17 protein-coding genes are annotated in these 20,473 nt (G+C 70.3%); 12 read left to right on the top strand and 5 right to left on the bottom strand.

The window, feature by feature from the left end; genetic code table 11:
* Positions 1–11 precede the first annotated feature (11 nt).
* Positions 12–614, bottom strand: a complete 603-nt coding sequence (locus ASG48_RS08980; RefSeq protein ID WP_156381535.1) for a phosphatase — start codon at positions 612–614, stop codon at positions 12–14.
* 440 nt (positions 615–1,054) lie between these two features.
* On the opposite strand from ASG48_RS08980, the gene pyc reads away from it, so the two are divergent.
* The 4 genes from pyc (at position 1,055) to ASG48_RS08960 (ending at position 7,726) form a co-directional block, all read left to right on the top strand.
* Positions 1,055–4,513 (top strand): pyruvate carboxylase, encoded by a 3,459-nt coding sequence (pyc, locus tag ASG48_RS08975; RefSeq protein WP_055848379.1) that lies wholly within the window; start codon positions 1,055–1,057, stop codon positions 4,511–4,513.
* 144 nt (positions 4,514–4,657) lie between these two features.
* Complete coding sequence (locus ASG48_RS08970) at positions 4,658–5,521, top strand: formate/nitrite transporter family protein (RefSeq protein ID WP_055848376.1); 864 nt, start codon at positions 4,658–4,660, stop codon at positions 5,519–5,521.
* Positions 5,522–5,592: 71 nt separating this feature from the next.
* The gene (locus ASG48_RS08965) at positions 5,593–6,420 is read left to right on the top strand and encodes a DeoR/GlpR family DNA-binding transcription regulator (RefSeq protein ID WP_055849628.1); all 828 of its coding nucleotides are present in this window, start codon (positions 5,593–5,595) and stop codon (positions 6,418–6,420) included.
* 97 nt (positions 6,421–6,517) lie between these two features.
* A complete protein-coding gene (locus ASG48_RS08960; RefSeq protein ID WP_055848373.1) occupies positions 6,518–7,726 on the top strand; it encodes an MFS transporter in 1,209 nt (402 codons plus the stop codon).
* Positions 7,727–7,757: 31 nt separating this feature from the next.
* Here the strand turns inward: ASG48_RS08960 and ASG48_RS17885 are convergent, their stop codons facing one another.
* Entirely contained in the window at positions 7,758–7,931 is a 174-nt protein-coding gene (locus tag ASG48_RS17885) for a DUF3309 family protein (RefSeq protein WP_082529367.1), read from the bottom strand.
* 147 nt (positions 7,932–8,078) lie between these two features.
* Between ASG48_RS17885 and ispG the strand changes: the two genes are divergently transcribed.
* Together ispG and ASG48_RS08950 are read left to right on the top strand one after the other, a co-directional pair.
* Positions 8,079–9,344, top strand: coding sequence for a flavodoxin-dependent (E)-4-hydroxy-3-methylbut-2-enyl-diphosphate synthase (gene ispG, locus ASG48_RS08955; RefSeq protein ID WP_055848371.1), 1,266 nt, complete (start codon positions 8,079–8,081; stop codon positions 9,342–9,344).
* 6 nt (positions 9,345–9,350) lie between these two features.
* Complete coding sequence (locus ASG48_RS08950) at positions 9,351–10,226, top strand: lytic transglycosylase domain-containing protein (protein ID WP_055848368.1); 876 nt, start codon at positions 9,351–9,353, stop codon at positions 10,224–10,226.
* 8 nt (positions 10,227–10,234) lie between these two features.
* Here ASG48_RS08950 and ASG48_RS08945 read toward each other — a convergent pair whose 3' ends face one another.
* Entirely contained in the window at positions 10,235–11,137 is a 903-nt protein-coding gene (locus tag ASG48_RS08945; RefSeq protein WP_055848366.1) for a polyprenyl synthetase family protein, read from the bottom strand.
* 201 nt (positions 11,138–11,338) lie between these two features.
* On the opposite strand from ASG48_RS08945, the gene mtgA reads away from it, so the two are divergent.
* Positions 11,339–12,076, top strand: a complete 738-nt coding sequence (gene mtgA / locus ASG48_RS08940; RefSeq protein ID WP_082529366.1) for a monofunctional biosynthetic peptidoglycan transglycosylase — start codon at positions 11,339–11,341, stop codon at positions 12,074–12,076.
* Between the two features lie 181 nt (positions 12,077–12,257).
* The gene (gene rpmF / locus ASG48_RS08935; protein WP_055848363.1) at positions 12,258–12,443 is read left to right on the top strand and encodes a 50S ribosomal protein L32; all 186 of its coding nucleotides are present in this window, start codon (positions 12,258–12,260) and stop codon (positions 12,441–12,443) included.
* A 194-nt stretch (positions 12,444–12,637) separates the two neighbouring features.
* Here the strand turns inward: rpmF and ASG48_RS08930 are convergent, their stop codons facing one another.
* Positions 12,638–13,165, bottom strand: coding sequence for a protein-tyrosine phosphatase family protein (locus ASG48_RS08930; protein ID WP_156381534.1), 528 nt, complete (start codon positions 13,163–13,165; stop codon positions 12,638–12,640).
* A 196-nt stretch (positions 13,166–13,361) separates the two neighbouring features.
* Positions 13,362–13,967 (bottom strand): polyhydroxyalkanoate synthesis repressor PhaR, encoded by a 606-nt coding sequence (gene phaR / locus ASG48_RS08925; protein ID WP_055848357.1) that lies wholly within the window; start codon positions 13,965–13,967, stop codon positions 13,362–13,364.
* Between the two features lie 264 nt (positions 13,968–14,231).
* Between phaR and ASG48_RS08920 the strand changes: the two genes are divergently transcribed.
* The 4 genes from ASG48_RS08920 to ASG48_RS08905 all read left to right on the top strand — a co-directional run bounded on the left by ASG48_RS08920 (position 14,232) and on the right by ASG48_RS08905 (position 20,459).
* On the top strand, positions 14,232–15,416 hold the full coding sequence (locus ASG48_RS08920) for an acetyl-CoA C-acetyltransferase (RefSeq protein ID WP_055848355.1): 1,185 nt from the start codon (positions 14,232–14,234) through the stop codon (positions 15,414–15,416).
* Positions 15,417–15,574: 158 nt separating this feature from the next.
* Positions 15,575–16,300: a beta-ketoacyl-ACP reductase gene (locus ASG48_RS08915; protein ID WP_055848352.1), complete on the top strand. Its 726-nt coding sequence runs from the start codon at positions 15,575–15,577 to the stop codon at positions 16,298–16,300.
* Positions 16,301–16,526: 226 nt separating this feature from the next.
* A complete protein-coding gene (locus tag ASG48_RS08910) occupies positions 16,527–16,868 on the top strand; it encodes a hypothetical protein (protein WP_055848348.1) in 342 nt (113 codons plus the stop codon).
* 180 nt (positions 16,869–17,048) lie between these two features.
* Complete coding sequence (locus ASG48_RS08905) at positions 17,049–20,459, top strand: helicase-related protein (protein WP_055848345.1); 3,411 nt, start codon at positions 17,049–17,051, stop codon at positions 20,457–20,459.
* Positions 20,460–20,473: the final 14 nt, after the last annotated feature.

The following is a 20,473-nucleotide window of genomic DNA, read 5'->3' as shown; positions in this document are numbered from 1 at the left end:
GGCGCCGCCGTCTATTCGGCGGCGAGCGCCCGCTCGTCCTCGCCGGAGCCGAGATCGAAGACGCCGCCGAAGCGCTCCTCCTCCTGGGCGCCGCGGCGACGCAGCGTCTTCAGCCCGCCGCCGAAACGCTTGGCGCAGGCCTCCGTCAGCGCGCCGCCCTGGCCGAGCACCGTGTCGAACAGTTCGACCACGCGGGGCGAGGGATTGCAGCCCTGGGTGCAGGCGGGCGTCAAGGCCGCGGCCGCCGCGACGGGGCCGATCTGCGCGGCGAGAAGGCCGAGCGCGACGGCCGGACCGCGATTGACGCCCTGCAGCGAGTGGACGAGGAGGGCGGCCTCGGCGGGAAGCCCAGCCGCCAAGCGCAGCGCCGCCTCCACGTCGTCGAGCCGCACGCCGCCCGGCTCCAGCGGCCCCTTGTCGTCCTCGAAGGTGAGGATCAGATGGCGGTCCGCCTCCAGGCCCGAAGGGCCCCGATACGGCATGCCGGGCGAGACGATGGAGATCACATGGGTCGGCGCCCAGTCCTTCTGGAACCTGCGCGCCTCCGACTGCCCGGCCACCTTGATGCGGCACGGCCAGCCCCGAGCCTGCGTCTCGCCGCTTCCGAACGTCATGAAGGCCTTGTCCATCGCCATTCTCCGCGTGTCGCCGCCGCTCTCAGGCCGGCCGCCGTGGATCCGAAGCCGAACGCTAACCCGAAAGGGGCCTCGCTTGCGAGGGCGGGGCGAGCGGTTCTTGGCCACGGCCTTTTCGAATGATTGGAGGAAACGGGACTTTTTCGTCCCCTTGCGGAACTTCTCCTTCGCACCTCCATTATTCGGGCACCCCAAGCGATCTCCCCCTCGATCGCGCGCAGACGGAAAAGGGCAGCTCCCCCTCGCTGCCCTTTTTCGCGTCCGGCGCTTGCCGCGCAACGGCGCGCGGGATCGGGGCGAGCCCTTACGATCCCCTTCGCTGCCTTCGCACTTGCGAAGCGTCCAGTCCTGCCGCAATCATGCCGCAGGTCCGCGGGTCGCCTTCAGCGCGTGCGGGAGGGTGAGGGGAGTTTAAGAGTTTGGCTATCCGCAAGATCCTTGTTGCGAACCGGTCGGAGATCGCGATCCGCGTCTTCCGCGCCGCGAACGAGCTCGGCCTGAAGACGGTCGCGATCTGGGCGGAGGAGGACAAGCTCGCGCTGCACCGCTTCAAGGCGGACGAGAGCTATCAGGTCGGCCGCGGTCCGCATCTGTCGCGCGATCTCGGGCCGATCGAGAGCTATCTGTCGATCGAGGAGGTGATCCGCGTCGCCAAGCTCTCGGGGGCGGACTCGATCCATCCCGGCTACGGCCTCCTGTCGGAAAGTCCCGAATTCGTGGATGCCTGCGACGCGGCCGGCATCACCTTCATCGGCCCGCGCGCCGACACGATGCGCCGCCTCGGCAACAAGGTGGCCGCGCGCAACCTCGCCGTCGAGATGGGCGTGCCCGTGGTGCCCGCCACCGAGCCGCTGCCGGACGACATGGAGGCGGTGAAGCGCCTCGCGCTCGAGGTCGGCTATCCCGTGATGCTCAAGGCCTCCTGGGGCGGGGGCGGGCGCGGCATGCGCGCGATCTTCGAGGAGAAGGACCTCGAACGCGAGGTGACCGAGGGCAAGCGCGAGGCCAAGGCCGCCTTCGGCAAGGACGAGGTCTATCTGGAGAAGCTCGTCCAGCGCGCCCGCCATGTCGAGGTGCAGATCCTGGGCGACACGCAGGGCAACGTCGTCGATCTCTTCGAGCGCGACTGCTCGATCCAGCGCCGCAACCAGAAGGTCGTGGAGCGCGCGCCCGCGCCCTATCTCGACGACGCCAAGCGGCGCGAACTGGCGGCCTATGCCCGCACGATCTGCGACGCGACGAACTATGTCGGCGCCGGCACGGTCGAGTTCCTGATGGATGCCGACACGGGCCAGTTCTACTTCATCGAGGTGAATCCGCGCATCCAGGTGGAGCACACGGTGACCGAGGTCGTCACCGGCATCGACATCGTCAAGGCGCAGATCCACATCCTCGACGGCCACGCGATCGGCACGCCCGCATCAGGCGTCCCGCCGCAGAGCGAGATCCGGCTGAACGGCCACGCCCTCCAGTGCCGCATCACCACCGAGGATCCCGAGCACAACTTCATCCCAGACTATGGCCGCATCACCGCCTATCGTGGCGCCACCGGCTTCGGCATCCGCCTCGACGGGGGCACGGCCTATTCGGGCGCCGTCATCACGCGCTTCTACGATCCGCTCCTGGAGAAGGTCACGGCCTGGGCGCCATCGCCCGAAGAGGCCATCGCGCGCATGGACCGCGCGCTGCGCGAGTTCCGCATCCGCGGCGTGGCGACGAACCTCACCTTCCTCGAGGCGATCATCGGCCACGAGAAGTTCCGCGACAATTCCTACACGACGAAGTTCATCGACACGACGCCGGAACTCTTCCAGCAGGTGAAGCGCCGCGACCGCGCGACGAAGATCCTGACCTATCTCGCCGACGTCACCGTGAACGGCCATCCCGAGACGAAGAACCGGCCCAAGCCCTCGCGCGACCATGCCGCTCCCGTCGCCCCGCTCTTCGAGGCGCCGATCCAGGACGGCTCGCGCCAGCGCCTCGACGCGCTGGGGCCGAAGGGCTTCGCGGACTGGATGCTCGCCCAGCGCGGCGTGCTGATGACCGACACGACCATGCGCGACGGGCACCAGTCCCTCCTGGCGACGCGCATGCGCACGCACGACATTGCGGCCGCCGCCGACGCCTATGCGCGCGCGCTGCCGCAGCTCCTCAGCCTGGAATGCTGGGGCGGGGCGACCTTCGACGTCTCCATGCGCTTCCTCACCGAGGACCCGTGGGAGCGCCTCGCGCTGGTGCGCGAGCGCGCGCCCAACATCCTCCTGCAGATGCTGCTGCGCGGCTCCAACGGCGTCGGCTACACGAACTATCCCGACAATGTCGTGACGTATTTCGTGGCCGAGGCCGCCAAGGGCGGCGTCGACCTCTTCCGCGTCTTCGACTGCCTGAACTGGGTGGAGAACATGCGCGTCTCGATGGACGCGGTGCTGGAGGCGGGCAAGCTGTGCGAGGGAGCGATCTGCTACACCGGCGATCTCTTCGACTCCGCGCGCCCGAAATACGACCTCAAATACTATGTCGCTCTCGCCAAGGAGATGGAGGCCGCCGGCGCCCATATCCTCGGCCTGAAGGACATGGCGGGCCTCCTGAAGCCGGCGGCCGCGCGCGTCCTCGTGCGCGCGCTCAAGGACGAGATCGGCATTCCCATCCACTTCCACACGCATGACACGTCGGGCATCTCCGCCGCCACGGTCCTGGCGGCCGTCGATTCGGGCGTCGATGCCGTGGACGCGGCGATGGACGCCTTCTCCGGCAACACCTCGCAGCCCTGCATGGGCTCGATCGTGGAGGCGCTGCGCGGCACCGAGCGCGACACCGGCCTCTCGGCCGAGGCGATCCGGCGCCTGTCCTTCTACTGGGAGGCGGTGCGCAACCAGTATGCCGCCTTCGAGAGCGACCTGAAGGGGCCGGCCTCGGAAGTCTATCTCCACGAGATGCCGGGCGGCCAGTTCACCAATCTCAAGGAACAGGCCCGCTCCCTCGGCCTCGACGCGCGCTGGCACCAGGTGGCGCAGACCTATGCCGACGTGAACGATATGTTCGGCGATATCGTGAAGGTGACGCCGTCCTCCAAGGTCGTCGGCGACATGGCGCTGATGATGGTGAGCCAGGATCTCACCGTCGCCGATGTCGAGAACCCGGCCAAGGATCTCGCCTTCCCCGATTCCGTCGTCTCGATGATGCGCGGCGATCTCGGGCAGCCCAAGGGCGGCTGGCCGAAGGACCTGCAGGCCAAGGTGCTGAAGGGCGAGGCGCCGATCGAGGTGCGCCCCGGCTCGCTCATCCCGCCCGCCGATCTTTCCGCCGAGCGCGCGAAGCTGGAGGCCAAGCTGGAGCGCAAGGCGAGCGACCAGGAATTCGCCTCCTTCCTCATGTATCCGAAGGTCTTCCTCGACTTCGTGGCGGCGCAGGATCTCTACGGTCCCGTCTCCACCCTGCCGACGCCGAACTATTTCTACGGCATCGCGCAGGAGGAGGAGGTGCTGGTCGATCTGGAGCGCGGCAAGACGCTCGTCGTGCGCAATCTCGGCTTCGGCGAGACCGACGACAACGGCATGCGCACGGTGTTCTTCGAGCTGAACGGCCAGCCCCGGCGCATCAAGGTGCCGGACCGGGGCAAGGGCGCGGGCTCCGCGGCGCGGCCGAAGGCCGAGCCCGGCAATCCCGCCCATGTCGGCGCGCCGATGCCGGGCGTCGTCTCCACGCTCGGCGTGGCGGCCGGCCAGAGCGTGAAGGCCGGCGACATCCTCCTCTCCATCGAGGCGATGAAGATGGAGACCGCGCTCCATGCCGAGCGGGACGGCACGATCGAGGCCGTCCATGTCGCGGCCGGCGCGCAGATCGACGCCAAGGACCTCCTCGTCGTCTACGCCGCCTGAAGCCCGGGCGGGGCCGCTCGAACCGTTGCCGACCGGACCCCGCCCCGCTCTTCCCGCGCTTCGTCCCGGCGCCATCTAGCCGCATGGCGCGGCCCCTGTCGCGCCGCCTGGCCGCGTTCTGCCGGCCGAAGGAGACCGCGGCGCATGAGCGAGGACAAGGCGAAGGAGGCGACGGTCGCCGTACAGGATGCGAGCCCGCCGGAGGCCGCGAAGATCGCGCTCGACTATCTCACCGCCAAGGTGAAGAAGCCGACCGAGGACGTCTTCCTGCTGGCGCTTCTGGCCGGTGCCTATATCGCCTTCGGGTCGATCCTCTATGCGGTCGTCAGCGCCGGAGAGACGGGCTTCTCCGGCCCCCAGCATCTCGCCGCGGGTCTCGGCTTCTCGGTCGGCCTCGTCCTCGTCATCGTGGCGGGCGCCGAACTCTTCACCGGCGACACGATGCTCGTCATCAACCGCATCCGCGAGACGCTGGACTCGGCGACGATGTGGCGCTTCTGGGGCGTCGTCTATGCCGGCAACCTCCTCGGCGCGCTCTTCGTCGCGATTCTCTTCATCCTGGCCGGCGGCCATCTGCCGGGCGAGGGCGCCGTCGGCCTGTCGCTCCTCAAGGCGGCCGAGGGCAAGGTGGAGAAGGGCGTCGTCGCGCTGATCTCGGCCGGCATCCTCGCCAACATGCTCGTCTGCCTCGCCGTCTGGGTCACGCAGGCCGCGCGCTCGGTGCCCGGCAAGATCCTGGCGCTGGCCGGCCCCATCGCCGCTTTCGTCGCCGCCGGGCTCGAACATTCCGTCGCCAACATGTCGCTCGTCCCGATGGCGCTGATGGTGAAATGGTTCGCGGCCCCCGAATTCTGGGCCGGCATCCAGACCAATGCCGACGCCTTCCCGGCGCTGACCTTCTTCGGCTTCCTGAAGAACCTCCTCTTCGTGACGATCGGCAACACGATCGGCGGCGCGCTGATCGGCTTCGCCTACTGGTTCGCCTATCTCAAGAAGCGCCCCGCCTGAGGGTTGACGGGGGGCGTCGCCGTCTGTCAGAAAGCTTGCACGATCTTGCACGTTTGGCGGCGATCTTCCGCATGAGCCTTCTCCTGACCCGCGAGCGCCAGTCCCGCATCGCCGAGCGCCTCGGCGCCGAGGGTCAGGTGCGCGCCGGTGCACTCGCCGCCGAATTCGGCGTCTCCGAAGACACGATCCGCCGCGATCTCAGGGAGATGGCGGCCGAAGGCCTGTGCCGGCGGGTCTATGGCGGCGCCGTTCCGGCCGCGCCCGTCGGCGGCACGCTGCAAGAGCGGCGGCGCGAGGAAGCGCCGCGCAAGGCGCGTCTCGGCGAAAGGCTTGCCTGCACGATTCTGCCGGGTTCGAGCCTCTTCGTCGATGCCGGCTCCACCAATCTGTGCCTCGCCGCCGCCCTGCCGGCCGATGCCGGCCTCACCGTCGTCACCAATGCGCCGGACATCGCCGCCCTTCTCCTGTCGCGCGGCGGGTTCGAGATCGTCCTCGTCGGCGGGCGGGTCGATCCGCGCTGCGGCGCCTGCCTCGGCGCCACGGCGCTGCGCGATCTCGAACGCTTCCGTTTCGACGATGCCGTGCTCGGCGCCTGCGGGCTGGATGCGGGCGCGGGCCTCACCGCCCATCTCCTGGAGGAGGCCGAGTTCAAGGCCGCCGTGGCGACCCGCGCCCGCCGCATCCTCGCCGCCGCCACCAACGACAAGATCGGCACCGCGGCCGCCTATTGCGTGCTGCCGGCATCGCGCCTGTCGCGCGTCGCGCTCGAGGCCGATTGCCCGGCCGCGCTCGTCGACGCGTTGAAGGCCGCCGGCATCGACGTCCTCCGCGCCGATCCGTGCGATCCCGCGCCCATCCCCGTCTCGCTCCGCCGCGCCCGCGCCCCGACGCCCGCCTGACGCGGCCGCCCGGACCCCGACCCGCCATTCCAACCGCCCGCCATTCCAGCCGCCCGCCATTCCAGCCGGCCGCCATTCCAGCCGAAAGACGCGTCCCGTGACCCTTGCCGCCCCCTCATCGGCCTCTTCCGCCCGCGCGGCCGCCTGGCCGCGGGAACGCCTCGCCGTGTCGCTGGCCTTCCTCGCCAACGGTTTCGTCATCGGCGGCTGGGCCCCGCAGATCCCGCTCTTCGCCGCGCGGCTCGATCTCTCGAAGGCGCAGCTCGGCCTGATGATCCTCGCCTTCGGCCTCGGCGCCATCCTCGCCATGCCGCTCGTCGGCCGCGTCATCTCGCGCATCGGCTCGAAGCGGCCGACGATCTGGCTGCACGCGGCGATGGTGCCGGCCCTGCCGCTCCTGGCGCTCGCGCCGAACGTCCCGCTCGCCATCCTCGCCGTCCTCTTCGCGGGCATCACGACGGGCGGCCTCGACGTTGCCATGAACGCCAACGCCGTGTCGGTGGAGCGGCGGCTGCAGCGGGCCATCATGTCCTCCTGCCACGGCTTCTGGAGCGTCGGCGGTCTCCTCGGCGCCGGGCTCGGCGGTCCGATCATCGCCTTTCTCGGGGGCGGCGCGCACGGCCTCCTCACCGGCCTCGTCGTGGCGGCGACGCTCCTCTTCGTGGCGCGCCATCTCCTGTCGGACGAGCCTGAGCCGGCGCCCGTCGCCGCGCAGTCCGGGACCGATGGGGCTCGGGTCGGCGGTTTTGCCTCCGTCGGCAAGGCGCTCGCCATCGGGGTCGTGGCGCTCTTCGCGATGATCCCGGAAGGGGCGGCGATCGACTGGAGCGCGGTCTATCTGCGCCAGGAGCTCGGCGTCGGCACCGCCGCATCGGGCCTCGCCTTCGCGGCCTTCTCGGCGGCCATGGCCATCCTGCGCTTTGCCGGGGACGGCATCCGCGACCGGTTCGGCGCCGTCGCCACGGCGCGCGGCTGCGCTTCCATCGCCATCGTCGGGCTACTCGTCATCGGTTTCGCGCCGGGGCTCGCGGCCGCGCTCGTCGGTTTCGCGCTCCTGGGCATCGGCCTCTCCAACATCGTGCCCATCGCCTTCTCGGCGGCCGGCAACGTGGAAGGCCTGAAGGCCGGGACCGGCCTCTCCATGGCGACCTCGATCGGCTATAGCGGCATCCTCATCGCGCCGTCCTTCATCGGCTTCATCGCCGAGCATACGGGCTTCGCCATCGTCTATGCCGGGCTCGCCGCGCTTCTCGTCCTGGTGCTGGCCGCTTCCGGCATCGTCTCGGGCGCCGACCGGCGCGCCTGACGGCCCGCGCGGCGGCGCGCCGGACGGGGCGTCAGATCGCGCCGAAGCCGCCGATCACGGCGAAGACGGCGATCATCATGAAGATCAGCGCCAGCGCGAGCACCGGCCGCGAGCCCCAGCCGCGCGACCAGGGCCAGACCGGCATGACCGCCACGACGAGCAGGAAGACGATCACGACGATGATGGGGGCGTATCCGACGTCCATGGCTGCTGCGATCTCCCGGGGTCACGTTCGAGCAAGGCAGGCGCGAGCCCGCCGTCATAGGCTGGACATGATGGCGCGTTCGATTGACAAGGCGAGAGCGAGGCGCCACCTCGCGTGACGATCGAAGAGCCCGAAGAGTTGAGCCCTATGCAGATCGAACCCCCGTCGGAACCCGTCCTGGTCGATCCCGCCGAGCGTCGCCCGACCGTCGGCGTGCGCGTGGCGGGCGTGGTCGTGGGCGGCGGCGCGCCGGTCGTCGTCCAGTCGATGACCAACACCGACACCGCCGATGTCGACGCCACGGTGAAGCAGGTGGCCGAACTCGCCAAGGCGGGGTCGGAGATCGTGCGCATCACGGTGGACCGCGACGAATCGGCCGCCGCCGTGCCGCGCGTGCGCGAGCGGCTGGAGCGGCTCGGCCTCTTCGTGCCGCTCGTCGGCGACTTCCACTATATCGGCCACAAGCTCCTCGCCGACCATCCGGCCTGCGCCGAGGCGCTCGCCAAGTACCGGATTAATCCCGGCAATGTCGGCTTCAAGGACAAGAAGGACCGCCAGTTCGTCCAGATCGTCGAGACGGCGATCCGCTGGGGCAAGCCGGTGCGCATCGGCGTCAACTGGGGCTCGCTCGACCAGGACCTTCTCACCCGGCTGATGGACAAGAACAGCGCGCTGGCCGCCCCGCTCTCGGCCCGCGCGGTGATGCGCGAGGCGATCGTGCGCTCCGCGCTCCTCTCGGCGCAGCTCGCCGAGGAGACGGGCCTTGCGCGCGAGAAGATCATCCTCTCGGCCAAGGTCTCCAACGTCCAGGACCTCATCGCCGTCTATCGCGACCTCTCGCGCCGCTCGCCCCACGCGCTCCATCTCGGCCTCACGGAAGCGGGCATGGGCAGCAAGGGCATCGTCGCCTCCGCGGCGGCCATGGGCATCCTCCTGCAGGAGGGCATCGGCGACACGATCCGCGTCTCGCTGACGCCCGAGCCCGGCGGCGACCGCACGCGCGAGGTGCAGGTGGCGCAGGAGCTCCTGCAGACGATGGGCTTCCGCCAGTTCCTGCCGGTCGTGGCGGCCTGCCCCGGCTGCGGGCGCACGACCTCGACCGTCTTCCAGGAACTCGCCGAGACGATCCAGAACGACATCCGCGTCAACATGCCGGTCTGGCGCGAGAAATATCCGGGCGTCGAGGGCATGACGGTCGCGGTCATGGGCTGCATCGTCAACGGGCCGGGCGAATCCAAGCACGCCAATATCGGCATCTCGCTGCCGGGCACGGGCGAGACGCCCTCCGCCCCCGTCTTCATCGACGGCGCCAAGGCCGCCACGCTGCGCGGGCCCAATATCGCGGCCGACTTCCAGGTGATGGTGGCCGACTATATCGAGCGGCGCTACGGCAGCCGCGCGGCGGCCGAATAGGGCGCGATGGGAGACAGGCTCGTCCAGCGTTTCGCGGCGCTCGCGCTCGGCTTCGTCCTCGCCGCGCCCGTCTCGGCCGCCCGCGCCGCGCCCGCCACGGCCGACGCGCGCGTCGGAGCGATCTGCGACCTCATCGAGGCGCGGGCGGGCGAGACGGGCATGTCGCCGGACTTCTTCGCGCGGCTGATCTGGAAGGAAAGCCGCTTCGACGAAGGGGCGCTCTCGCCGGTCGGCGCGCAGGGCATCGCGCAGTTCATGCCCTACACCGCCCGCGAGCGCGGCCTCGCCGACCCGTTCGACAAGGAACAGGCGATCCGCCATTCCGCGCTCTACCTGCGCGACCTCAAGGCCGAACTCGGCAATTGGGGTCTGGCGGCCGCCGCCTACAATGGCGGCATCAACCGCGTGAAGCGCTGGAAGGCGAGCGGCGGAAGCCTTCCCTACGAGACGCAGAACTACGTGCTCTCGATCACCGCGCGCGAGGCGGACTGGTTCCGCGAGAGCGGCCGCGAGGTGGAGACGCGTCCGCTCGACGCCAAGCTCGATTTCGACGCCGCCTGCCGCAAGCTGCCGGTGATGGCGACGCGCGCCGTCTTCGCGATCCCCGAAAGCGCGCCCATGCGGCCCTGGGGCGTGCAGGTGGCGGGCCATCCGAACGAGGCGATCGCGCTGAAGATGTACCGGCGCCTGCAGGACCAGTATCCGGGCGTCCTCGCCGGCACAGATCCGATCGTCATGCGCGTGCGCCCCATCTCCGGCCCGCGCCGCATCGTCGCCGTGCGGGTGGGGGCGGACAGCCGGGCGCAGGCCGACGGCGTCTGCTCCAGGCTGCGCGCCGCCGGCGGCGCCTGCGTGGTGATGAAGAACGCCAAGGGCCGCTGAGCCCGGCCTCAGCGGCTGCGGATCGCCACGAAGCGCGCGAGCTCGACGAGCGTGCGCGCCCGGTCGCCGAAGGGCGCCAGCAGCGCCTCCGCCTCGGCGACGAGCGCGTCCAGCCGCCTGCGGGTCCAGTCCTGGCCGTGGAGAGAGGGCAGCGTCTTCTTGCCGCGCGCCGCATCCTTGCCGGCCGCCTTGCCGAGCGTGGCGGCATCCGAGGTCTCGTCGAGGAGGTCGTCGGCGAGCTGGAAGGCAAGGCCCACGATCTCGCCGTAGCGCACGAGCCGGTCCCGCGTCTCGGCATCCGCCCCCGCGACGATGGCGCCGGCCTCGCAGGCCTGGGCGATGAGCGCGCCGGTCTTCATCGCCTGCATCGTGGCGATCTCCGATTCGCTCAAGGTCAGCGTCTCGGCGCCCAGATCCAGCGCCTGGCCGCCGACCATGCCGGCCGCGCCCGCCGCCCGCGCGAGCGCGGCGACGAGGGCCACCCGCGCCTGCGCCGCGAGCGTCGCCTCGGCCGCGACGAGCCCGAAGGCGAGCGTCAGGAGCGCGTCGCCGGCCAGGATCGCCGTCGCCTCGTCGAAGGCGCGGTGCACGGTCGGGCGGCCCCGGCGCAGGTCGTCGTCGTCCATGGCCGGCAGGTCGTCATGGACGAGCGAGTAGCAGTGGATGCATTCGAGCGCGAGGGCAGGGCCGAGCGCGGCCTGCCGCGGGGCGCCCAGAAGCGCGGCGACCTCGGCAAGCAGAACCGGGCGAAGGCGCTTGCCGCCGCCGAGCGCCGCATAACGCATCGCCGCAAGCAGCCGCTCGGGCGTGCCCGAAAGGAGCGGCGAGGCGGGATCGAGCGCGGCCCCGAGCGCCGTCTCGATCTCGTCCGCCCGCGCTTCCAGGAACGCCTCGAAACCGCCGCTCGCCATGCCCTGCCTCCGTCTGCCGGGCGCCGTGCCCGCCGAAGCCCCGGCAGTGGCCGATGGCGGCACGGGGGTCAAGGCGGCGCGCGTCCGCTCTGGGCGCCGGAGGCCGGAAAGGCCGATGTCACGCGCCGGACTTGACCGCCCCGCGAAAGTCGGGACTTTCGCGATGGGCATGCGGGACGCCGGAACGGTCGGGGCGAGGGGATGGACGGGTTGCGATTCTTCGAGACGGGCGGGCGCTCGCGCGCGCACCTGCCGCGCACGCGAAGCGGGCGGATCGCGGCGGGCGTGGCGCTGGTGATCGTGCTCCTCGCGGCCCTGCCGCTCGTCCTGACGCCGCTCTACGCCCTGCGCTTCGTGCATCCGGTCTCGACGCTGATGCTCGCCGACCACGTGGCGCTGCGGCCGGTCATCCGCGACTGGGTGCCGATCGAGAATGTCGCGCCCGTGCTCCTGCATTCCATCATCATGTCGGAGGACGGGCAGTTCTGCCGTCACGGCGGCATTGACTGGGGCGAGATGCGCGCGGTGATGGAGGAGGCAATGGCCGGCGAGGAGACGCGCGGGGCCTCGACCATCCCCATGCAGGCGGTGAAGAACCTCTTCCTGTGGGGCGGCCGTTCCTGGCTGCGCAAAGGCCTGGAGGCGCCGCTGGCGCTCTATTTCGACGTCGTCCTCTCCAAGCGGCGGATCATGGAGATCTACGTCAACATCGTGGAATGGGACACGGGGGTCTACGGCGTGGAAGCGGCAAGCCAGCACTATTTCGGCGTCTCCGCGGCGAAGCTCTCGGCCCGGCAGGCGGCGCTTCTCGCCGTCACCCTGCCGGCGCCGGGCGTGCGCACCCCGGCCAAGCCGTCGCGCAGCCTCGGGCGGCTGGCCGCGCGCGTCGAGCGCCTCGCCCGCGCGTCCGGCGACTACGTGTCCTGCGTGAAGGCCTGAACGTGGCGGCCGGCAGGTCTTCACAAACCGTGCCGGCTTTGCTATGGGCACGCACCAATTCCCGTCTCGCCGTGACCTCTCGGCGGCTCGCTCCAAGGAGCGGGCTCGAAGGTCCGATGATGAACCGGGCAGACTAAATCGCCGCCGGTTTGCCGGAAGGGCAAGCGAACGGAGAGTTACCATGGCAGTTCCCAAGCGAAAGACCAGCCCGTCCAAGCGCGGCATGCGCCGTTCGGCCGACGCCCTGAGCGCCCCGACCTATATCGAGGACAAGAACTCGGGCGAACTGCGCCGTCCCCACCATGTGGACCTCAAGACCGGCATGTATCGCGGCAAGCAGATCCTGACCGTCAAGGAAAAGGCCTGAGGCCTCTCCGGCCCGCGCGACGCCGCGGGCCACGTGAAGTGCGTCGAAGGGTCGGTCCGTCAGGGACCGGCCCTTTCGCGTTTCAGGCAGCCGGACGTGGCCTGTCCGCCGTCCCGAGAGGCGCGATCTCGGAAAGGGGGCGGAATCGCCCGGCCGGGATATCGGCCCGATACCGGCCCGCCCGACGCCCGACCTCAGGCTCGGCGCGCCGCCTCCGCCACGAAGGCCTCCTGCGCGGCGGTCTCGATGGCGCCCGCCCGCGCCGCCCGGACCGCGGAGATGGCGGCGGCCGGCTCCAGCTCGCGCTCCGCGAGGAGCCGAGCGGCGATCGTGCCGGAGCGCCCCTTTCCCGCAAGGCAATGAATTAGAAGCGCCCGGCCCGCGTCGAGCGCCGCATGGAGCTGCGGCGCCACCGCCGCCCAGCGCGCCTCGCTGACGGTGCCGAAATCCTTGATCGGCAGGCGAAGCGTCGCGATCCCGCGCCCGTGCAGCGCCGCCTCGAAAGCCGCCTGATCCGGGAACTCCGCCGGCCCGACGAGCCCGAGCACCAGATCGAACCCGTCCGCGACGATCGCCGCGACGGCCTCGCGCAGCGGCTGGTCGCGGCCCGGGCAGGGCGCGAAGGCGAGTCGTCCGGGAGGCGCGAGCGGCAGGGGCGCGATGACATGGACGCGCGCCGAGGCAACGGGACGAGCGACGGACATGGAGACGGATTCGCTCAAGGGCAGTTCCGCGGTGACGGACGCAGGCACGTATCCGCCGGGACATTCGACAGGGGCAACGCGCCCCGACGAATCGACCCTTGCGGCACGGTCGCAGGGGCGGATCGTCGCCTCGAAGCGGGGGCCGCACCGCAAGGCTCGGGCGGAGACCGCCGGCCGCGCCTCGCGGGCCGCTGCCGGCCGGGCGGACCGTTCGTCAGTCCGCCTTCTTCGTGTCGATCTCTTCCAGGCGCCTCTGCATGCGGGCGAGTTCCTCGCGCATCGCCTTCAGGTCCTTGTCGAGTTCGGCGGGGCTCGGCGAAGGCGCGCCGGCCTTGGCGCCGTCGGCGGCCGCCTCGGGCAGCGTGCCGGCGAGGAAAGGGTTGAACATGCCCATCGCCTGCCGGAACATCTCGGTGTTGCGGCGCACCTGCGCCTCGATCATCTTGATCGGCGTCTGCGCCACCGCACTGCCCATCTTCTCGCGGTAACTCTCCTGCTCCGTCGTCAGGGCCGACATGGAATGCTCGAGATAGCTCGGGATCACCATCTGCATCTGGTCGCCGTAGAAGCGGATCAGCTGGCGCAGGAACGTGATGGGCATGAGGTTCTGCCCGCCCTTGTTCTCCTGCTCGAAAATGATCTGCGTGAGGACGGAATGGGTGATGTCCTCCCCGGTCTTGGCGTCCTGGACGACGAATTCCTCGTTGCTCTTCACCATGTTGGCGAGGTTGTCGAGCGTGACGTAGGTGCTGGTTCCCGTGTTGTAGAGACGCCGGTTGGCGTATTTCTTGATGACCGTGACGTCCGTCGACTTCGCCATTGCCCGTCCCCCGAGAGATCGCCTGATGCGCCGGGCCCCGATTCTTGCGGTTGCTTCTCTGCGCTGCACCCATCTTAGACATAAAAGCGGCGCTGCTCCAAATTCTCCGGCGTATGTCCGTTCGCGCCGCCATCGGCCGCAACCTGGCCGCGCAGCGCGGGAGCGGACGGGTTTGACAGGGGCGAAGCGCCTCTGCGACAAGGGACGCAAGGCAGGAGGCACCCCGACGCGAGGGTGCACGGCACCAGGGAGGTGGAAAGTCCAATGCAGAACGGTCAGTCCGTCGTGATCGTGGGCGCCGCGCGCACCCCCGTCGGGTCCTTCAACGGCGCCTTCGCCAACATTCCCGCGCACGAGCTCGGCGCCACCGCCATCCGCGAGGCGCTGGCCCGCGCCAGGGTGGAGGCGGGCGAGGTGGACGAGGTCATCCTCGGCCAGGTCCTCACCGCCGGCGAGGGACAGAACCCGGCCCGCCAGGCCTCCATGGCGGCGGGCTGCCCCAAGGAGACCACGGCCTGGGTGCTGAACCAGCTCTGCGGTTCGGGGCTTCGCGCCGTCGCGCTCGGCATGCAGCAGATCGCCAATGGCGACGCCAAGGTGATCGTGGCCGGCGGCCAGGAATCCATGTCCATGGCCCCGCACGCGGCGCATCTGCGCTCGGGCACCAAGATGGGCGACATGAAGATGGTCGACACGATGCTGAAGGACGGTCTCCTCGACGCGTTCAACGGCTATCACATGGGCACGACCGCCGAGAATGTCTCGCGCCAGTGGCAGATCACCCGCGAGATGCAGGACGAGTTCGCGGTGAAGTCCCAGAACAAGGCCGAGGCCGCGCAGAAGGCGGGCCGCTTCAAGGACGAGATCGCGCCCTTCACCGTGAAGGGCCGCAAGGGCGACACGGTCGTCGACCAGGACGAGTACATCAAGCACGGCGTGACGCTGGAGCAGGTGCAGAAGCTGCGCCCGGCCTTCGACAAGGAAGGCTCGGTGACCGCCGCCAACGCCTCGGGCATCAACGACGGCGCGGCCGTGACCGTTCTCATGAGCGAGGCGGAAGCCTCGCGCCGCGGCCTCGCGCCGCTCGTGCGCATCGCCTCCTGGGCGACCGCCGGCGTCGATCCCTCGATCATGGGCACCGGCCCGATCCCGGCCTCGCGCCGCGCGCTGGAGAAGGCGGGCTGGAGCATCGACGATCTCGACCTCGTGGAGGCCAACGAGGCCTTCGCGGCGCAGGCCTGCGCCGTGAACAAGGATCTCGGCTGGAACCCCGACATCGTCAATGTCAACGGCGGCGCCATCGCCATCGGCCATCCGATCGGCGCGAGCGGCAACCGCGTCCTCAACACGCTGATCTTCGAGATGATCCGGCGCGACGCCAAGAAGGGTCTGGCGACCCTTTGCATCGGCGGCGGCATGGGCGTCGCCCTCTGCGTCGAGCGCGCCTGAACCAAGGCCCGACGGCGGCCCCGGGCCGCATCGCGGACCGCCGCCCGGCGGTCCGGCGCCATCATCCGATCCCGCACAACGACGCCGCCGCCCGCTGGGAGCGCCGGGCCGGCGGTGTTTGACCCGAAGGACGCTTCCGACATCATGGGAGGGCACACATGGCCAGAGTGGCGATCGTCACGGGCGGCACGCGCGGCATCGGCGCGGCGATCTCGAAGGCGCTGAAGGCGGCGGGCTACACCGTCGCGGCGAACTACGCGGGCAATGACGAGGCCGCCAAGGCCTTCGCCGAGGAGACGGGAATCGCCGTCTTCAAGTGGGACGTGTCGAGCTACGAGTCCTGCAAGGAGGGCATCGCCAGGGTCGAGTCGGATCTCGGCCCGGTGGACGTCCTCGTCAACAATGCCGGCATCACGCGCGACGCCATGTTCCACAAGATGACGCCGGACCAGTGGAAGGCCGTGATCGACACGAACCTGTCCGGCCTCTTCAACATGACGCATCCGGTCTGGACGGGCATGCGCGACCGCAAGTTCGGCCGCGTCATCAACATCTCCTCGATCAACGGCCAGAAGGGTCAGGCGGGGCAGGCGAACTATTCGGCCGCCAAGGCCGGCGACCTCGGCTTCACCAAGGCGCTCGCCCAGGAAGGCGCGCGCGCCGGCATCACCGTCAACGCCATCTGCCCTGGCTATATCGGGACCGAGATGGTGCGCGCCATCGACGAGAAGGTGCTGAACGAGCGCATCATCCCGCAGATCCCGGTCGGACGCCTCGGCGAGCCCGAGGAGATCGCGCGCTGCGTCCTGTTCCTGGCGGGCGAGGAGGCCGGTTTCATCACCGGCGCCACGATCACGGCGAACGGCGGCCAGTACTTCGCCTGACGAGGAGGCGGGCGGGCTGCCCGGAACGCGCGCCGCGCGAACCGCTCCAGTCCGCCCACGCGCCATCATCAAAGACGCGCGCATTCTCGGCCACCGGGGAACCGGTGCGAATCACCGCGACGTTCGCTTGACGGCGCCGCGGAACCTTGGGGCAGGCTGCACAGTTCTTCCGCCAATCAAGGATGTTCTCGGACCATGCTCCGGGCCTATTTTCGGGAGAAGCGCAATGTTCAGGAAGACTTCGATCGCCGCTCTGGTCGCCGTGTCGGCGCTCTCGTTCGCCGCGCCCGTCATGGCGCAGGGCATCGAGATCGGCCGCGACGGCATCCGCGTCGTGCCGCAGGGCCAGCCGCAGCGCATCGAGCGCGTCGAGCGCCGGGAAAGCGTCTCCTCGCGCCAGATCAGCGAGCGGCAGGCCGTGCGCATCGCGCGCAGCGAGGGCGTCGAGGACGTCGATTCGATCACCAAGACGCGCAGCGCCTACCGCATCGCCGGGGCCGACCGTCGCGGCGACGACATCCGGGTCGATATCGACATTTCGAGCGGCGAGGTCCTGTCGGTCCGCTGAGCGAACCGAAGACGGTGATTCGCAGGAAACGGGGCCTTCGGGCTCCGTTTTCGTTTGCGGTCCCGGAAGGCGGGCAGGACCTCGCACCGCTCGCAGCCGGCCTGTGAGGCGCGCCTCGCGCGCCGTCGCCAGTCCGCGTTTGCGTTTTGGTCGCCTCTCCTTACCTATGGTGGCGACATGATGGATGCGCGCACGATCAAGGCTCCGGCCTCCGCCGCCCCCCAGTTCGACGGGACGCGGGTCACCGCCGTCCTCGGACCCACGAACACGGGCAAGACCTTCTACGCCATCGAGCGGATGATCGCCCATTCCTCGGGCACGATCGGCCTGCCGCTGCGGCTCCTGGCGCGCGAGGTCTATCAGAAGGTCTGCGACCGCGTCGGGGCCGCCTCGGTCTCGCTCATCACGGGCGAGGAGAAGATCAAGCCGCCGAACGCGCGCTATGTCGTGTGCACCGTGGAGGCCATGCCGCGCGATCCCGGCACCGCCTTCGTCGCCATCGACGAGGTGCAGCTCGCCGCCGATCTCGAACGCGGCCATGTCTTCACCGACCGCATCCTGCATGCGCGCGGGCGCGAGGAGACGCTGCTGCTCGGCTCCGGCACGATGCAGGGCGTGTTGCAGCGGCTTCTGAAGGGCGTCCAGGTCGTCACGCGCCCGCGCCTGTCGCAGCTTCTCTATGCCGGGCAGAAGAAGATCACCCGCCTGCCGCGCCGCAGCGCCATCGTCGCCTTCTCGGCCGAGGAGGTCTACGCCATCGCCGAACTGATCCGGCGCCAGCGCGGCGGGGCCGCGGTCGTGCTCGGCGCCCTGTCGCCCCGCACGCGCAACGCCCAGGTCGCGCTCTATCAGGCGGGGGAGGTGGACTTCCTCGTCGCCACCGACGCCATCGGCATGGGGCTCAATCTCGACGTCGACCATGTCGCCTTCGCGCAGGACTGGAAGTTCGACGGGTTCCAGTACCGCCAGCTGACGCCCGCCGAATACGGCCAGATCGCGGGCCGTGCCGGGCGCCACCTGAAGGACGGCACGTTCGGCGTGACGGGACAGGTCGACCCGATCGACCCCGAGCTCGTCGAACAGCTGGAGGCGCACGCCTTCCCGCCGGTGCGCGTTCTGCAATGGCGCAACCGCGATCTCGACTTCTCCTCGCTCGAGGCCCTGCACAAGAGTCTGGAGAAGCTCGCGCCGAACGAGGCGCTGTCGCGCGCGCTGCCCTCGGTGGACCAGCGGGCCTTCGAGTTCCTCTCGCGCGACGGCGACGTGCGGCGACGCGCCACGAGCGCGCGGCGGGTGGAAATGCTGTGGGAGGCCTGCAAGCTGCCGGACTACCGGCGCATCGCCCCCGCCCAGCATGCCGAGATCATCGCCGCCATCTATGCCGACCTTGCCGATCGCGGCGCGGTGGCGGAGGACTACATGGCGAGCCAGGTGGAGCGGGCCGACCGGATGGAGGGCGACATCGACACGCTCTCCCAGCGCGTCGCCGAAATCCGCACCTGGACCTATATATCGCACCGGCCCGGCTGGCTGGCCGATCCGACACACTGGCAGGAAAAGACACGAGCCATCGAAGACCGACTGTCCGACGCCCTTCACGAACGGTTGACGAAACGGTTCGTAGATCGCAGGACAAGCGTCTTGATGAAGCGGCTGAGAGAGAACGCGTTCATGGAAGCCGAAATCGGCGCGGACGGCACGGTGCTCGTCGAAGGGCATCACGTGGGCGAACTGCAGGGTTTCCGGTTCACGCCGGATACCAAGGCCGAAGGTCCGGATGGGCGCGCGGTCCGCATGGCGGCGCAGAAGGCGCTGGCCGGCGAGTTCGAGAAGCGCGCCGAGCGTTTCGCGAACGCGCCGAACGGCGATCTGGCGCTCGGGCAGGACGGTCTCCTGCGCTGGCTGGGCTCGCCCATCGCCATGATGACGGCGGGCGAGGACGCGCTGAAGCCGCGCGCCGTGCTTCTGGCCGACGAGCAGCTGACGGGGCCGGCGCGCGACAAGGTCGCCGCGCGCGCCGACCGTTTCGTGTCCTATCAGGTCTCCACCGTCCTGAAGCCGCTGGCGGACCTGAAGGCCGCCGAAGGGCTGGAAGCCGGCGCCCGGGGCATCGCCTATCGTCTCGTGGAGAATTTCGGCCTTCTGGAGCGGCGCGAGATCGCCGAGGAGGTGCGCGGGCTCGATCAGGAGGCGCGCGCCGCCCTGCGTCGTCTCGGCGTGCGCTTCGGCGCCTACCACATCTTCGTGCCGACGCTGGTGAAGCCGGCGCCCGCCGCGCTCCTCACGCTCCTGTGGGGCGTCGCCAAGGACGGGAGCGAGAAGCCGGGCTTCGGCGAGGTGCCGCAGCTTCTCTCGACTGGCCGCACCTCTGCCGTCGCCGATCCGAGCTTCGATCCGGTCTTCTATCGTCTGGCCGGCTATCGCCTGCTCGGGCGTCGCGCGGTGCGCGTCGACATTCTGGAACGTCTCGCCGACCTCATCCGCCCGGCGCTGGCCTGGAAGCCGGGCACGCCCGCCAAGCGTCCGGAAGGGGCCTATAACGGCTCGCAATTCGTCGTCACGCCGGCGATGATGTCGATCCTCGGGGCGACGGCGGACGACATGGACGAGATCCTCAAGGGTCTCGACTACCGCCCGCAAAGCGTCGAGGCGGGCACGGTCGAGGCCGAGATCGAGCGCCAGAACGCCAGCGCGCGTGCCGCCGCCGCCGCAAAGGCCGCCGAGGCGAGTGCCGCCGCGAGCGCCGGGGAGACGGCGACCGAAAGCCGCGAGATCGCGGCCGCCGATCCGATCCCGAGCGAGGCGTCGTCGGAGGAGATCGTTCCGGAAGACGTAATGGCGTCCGACGAAGCGGCGGGCGAGGACGCGACCGACGCCGCTGTGGAGCCGGTCGAGGCGGCGGACGAGACCTCCGAGACGCCTGACGAGGCCCCGCTGCCGGCGAGCGCGACCGAAGGCGTCGAGGCCGTGGTCTCGACCTATGGCGCGTCGGCGACCGTCGCGCCTGTCGTGGAGGCGTCCGAGACGGCGGACGCCCCTGTCGAGACTCCTGAATCCGACCAGGCCGAACCCGCGGCGATGGGCGAGGCCGCTTCGACGGATGGCGCGGCCGAGGCCAAGCCCGCGGTCGAGCAGCCGGTGAAGATGGTGCAGCTCTGGCGGCCGGGCCGTTCGGGCGAGCGCGGCGGACGCCGCGAGCGCGGCGGGCGTCCGGGGCAGGGCGGTCGCGGACGGCAGGGCGGCGAGCCCGCCGGCGGCGGCGAGGCGACCGGCCGCCAGGGCGGCGAGCGCCGCGACGGCGACCGGCAGAAGCGCTTCGGGGCCGACAAGGCGCCGCGCGGCGAGCGGCCGGCCGGCGGCAATCCGCGCCCGGCGCGCGAGGGCGATCGCGCCCCCGGCGGCGCCAAGCCCGGCCAGAAGTTCGGCAACCGCCCGGAACGCGGCGAGCGCGGCGAGAGGCCCGAGCGCGAGCGCAACGGCGGCAATCGCAGCTTCGAGAAGCCGCGCGATGCCGCGCCCCGTCCGCAGCGGATCGATCCCGATTCGCCCTTCGCCAAGCTCGCGGCCCTGAAAGACAAGCTTGGAAAATAAGGTCTAGTCCCGCG

The sequence above is a fragment of the Aurantimonas sp. Leaf443 genome, from assembly GCF_001425575.1.
Classification (GTDB): Bacteria; Pseudomonadota; Alphaproteobacteria; order Rhizobiales; family Rhizobiaceae; genus Leaf443.
This window is presented reverse-complemented; position numbering and strand designations above follow the sequence as displayed.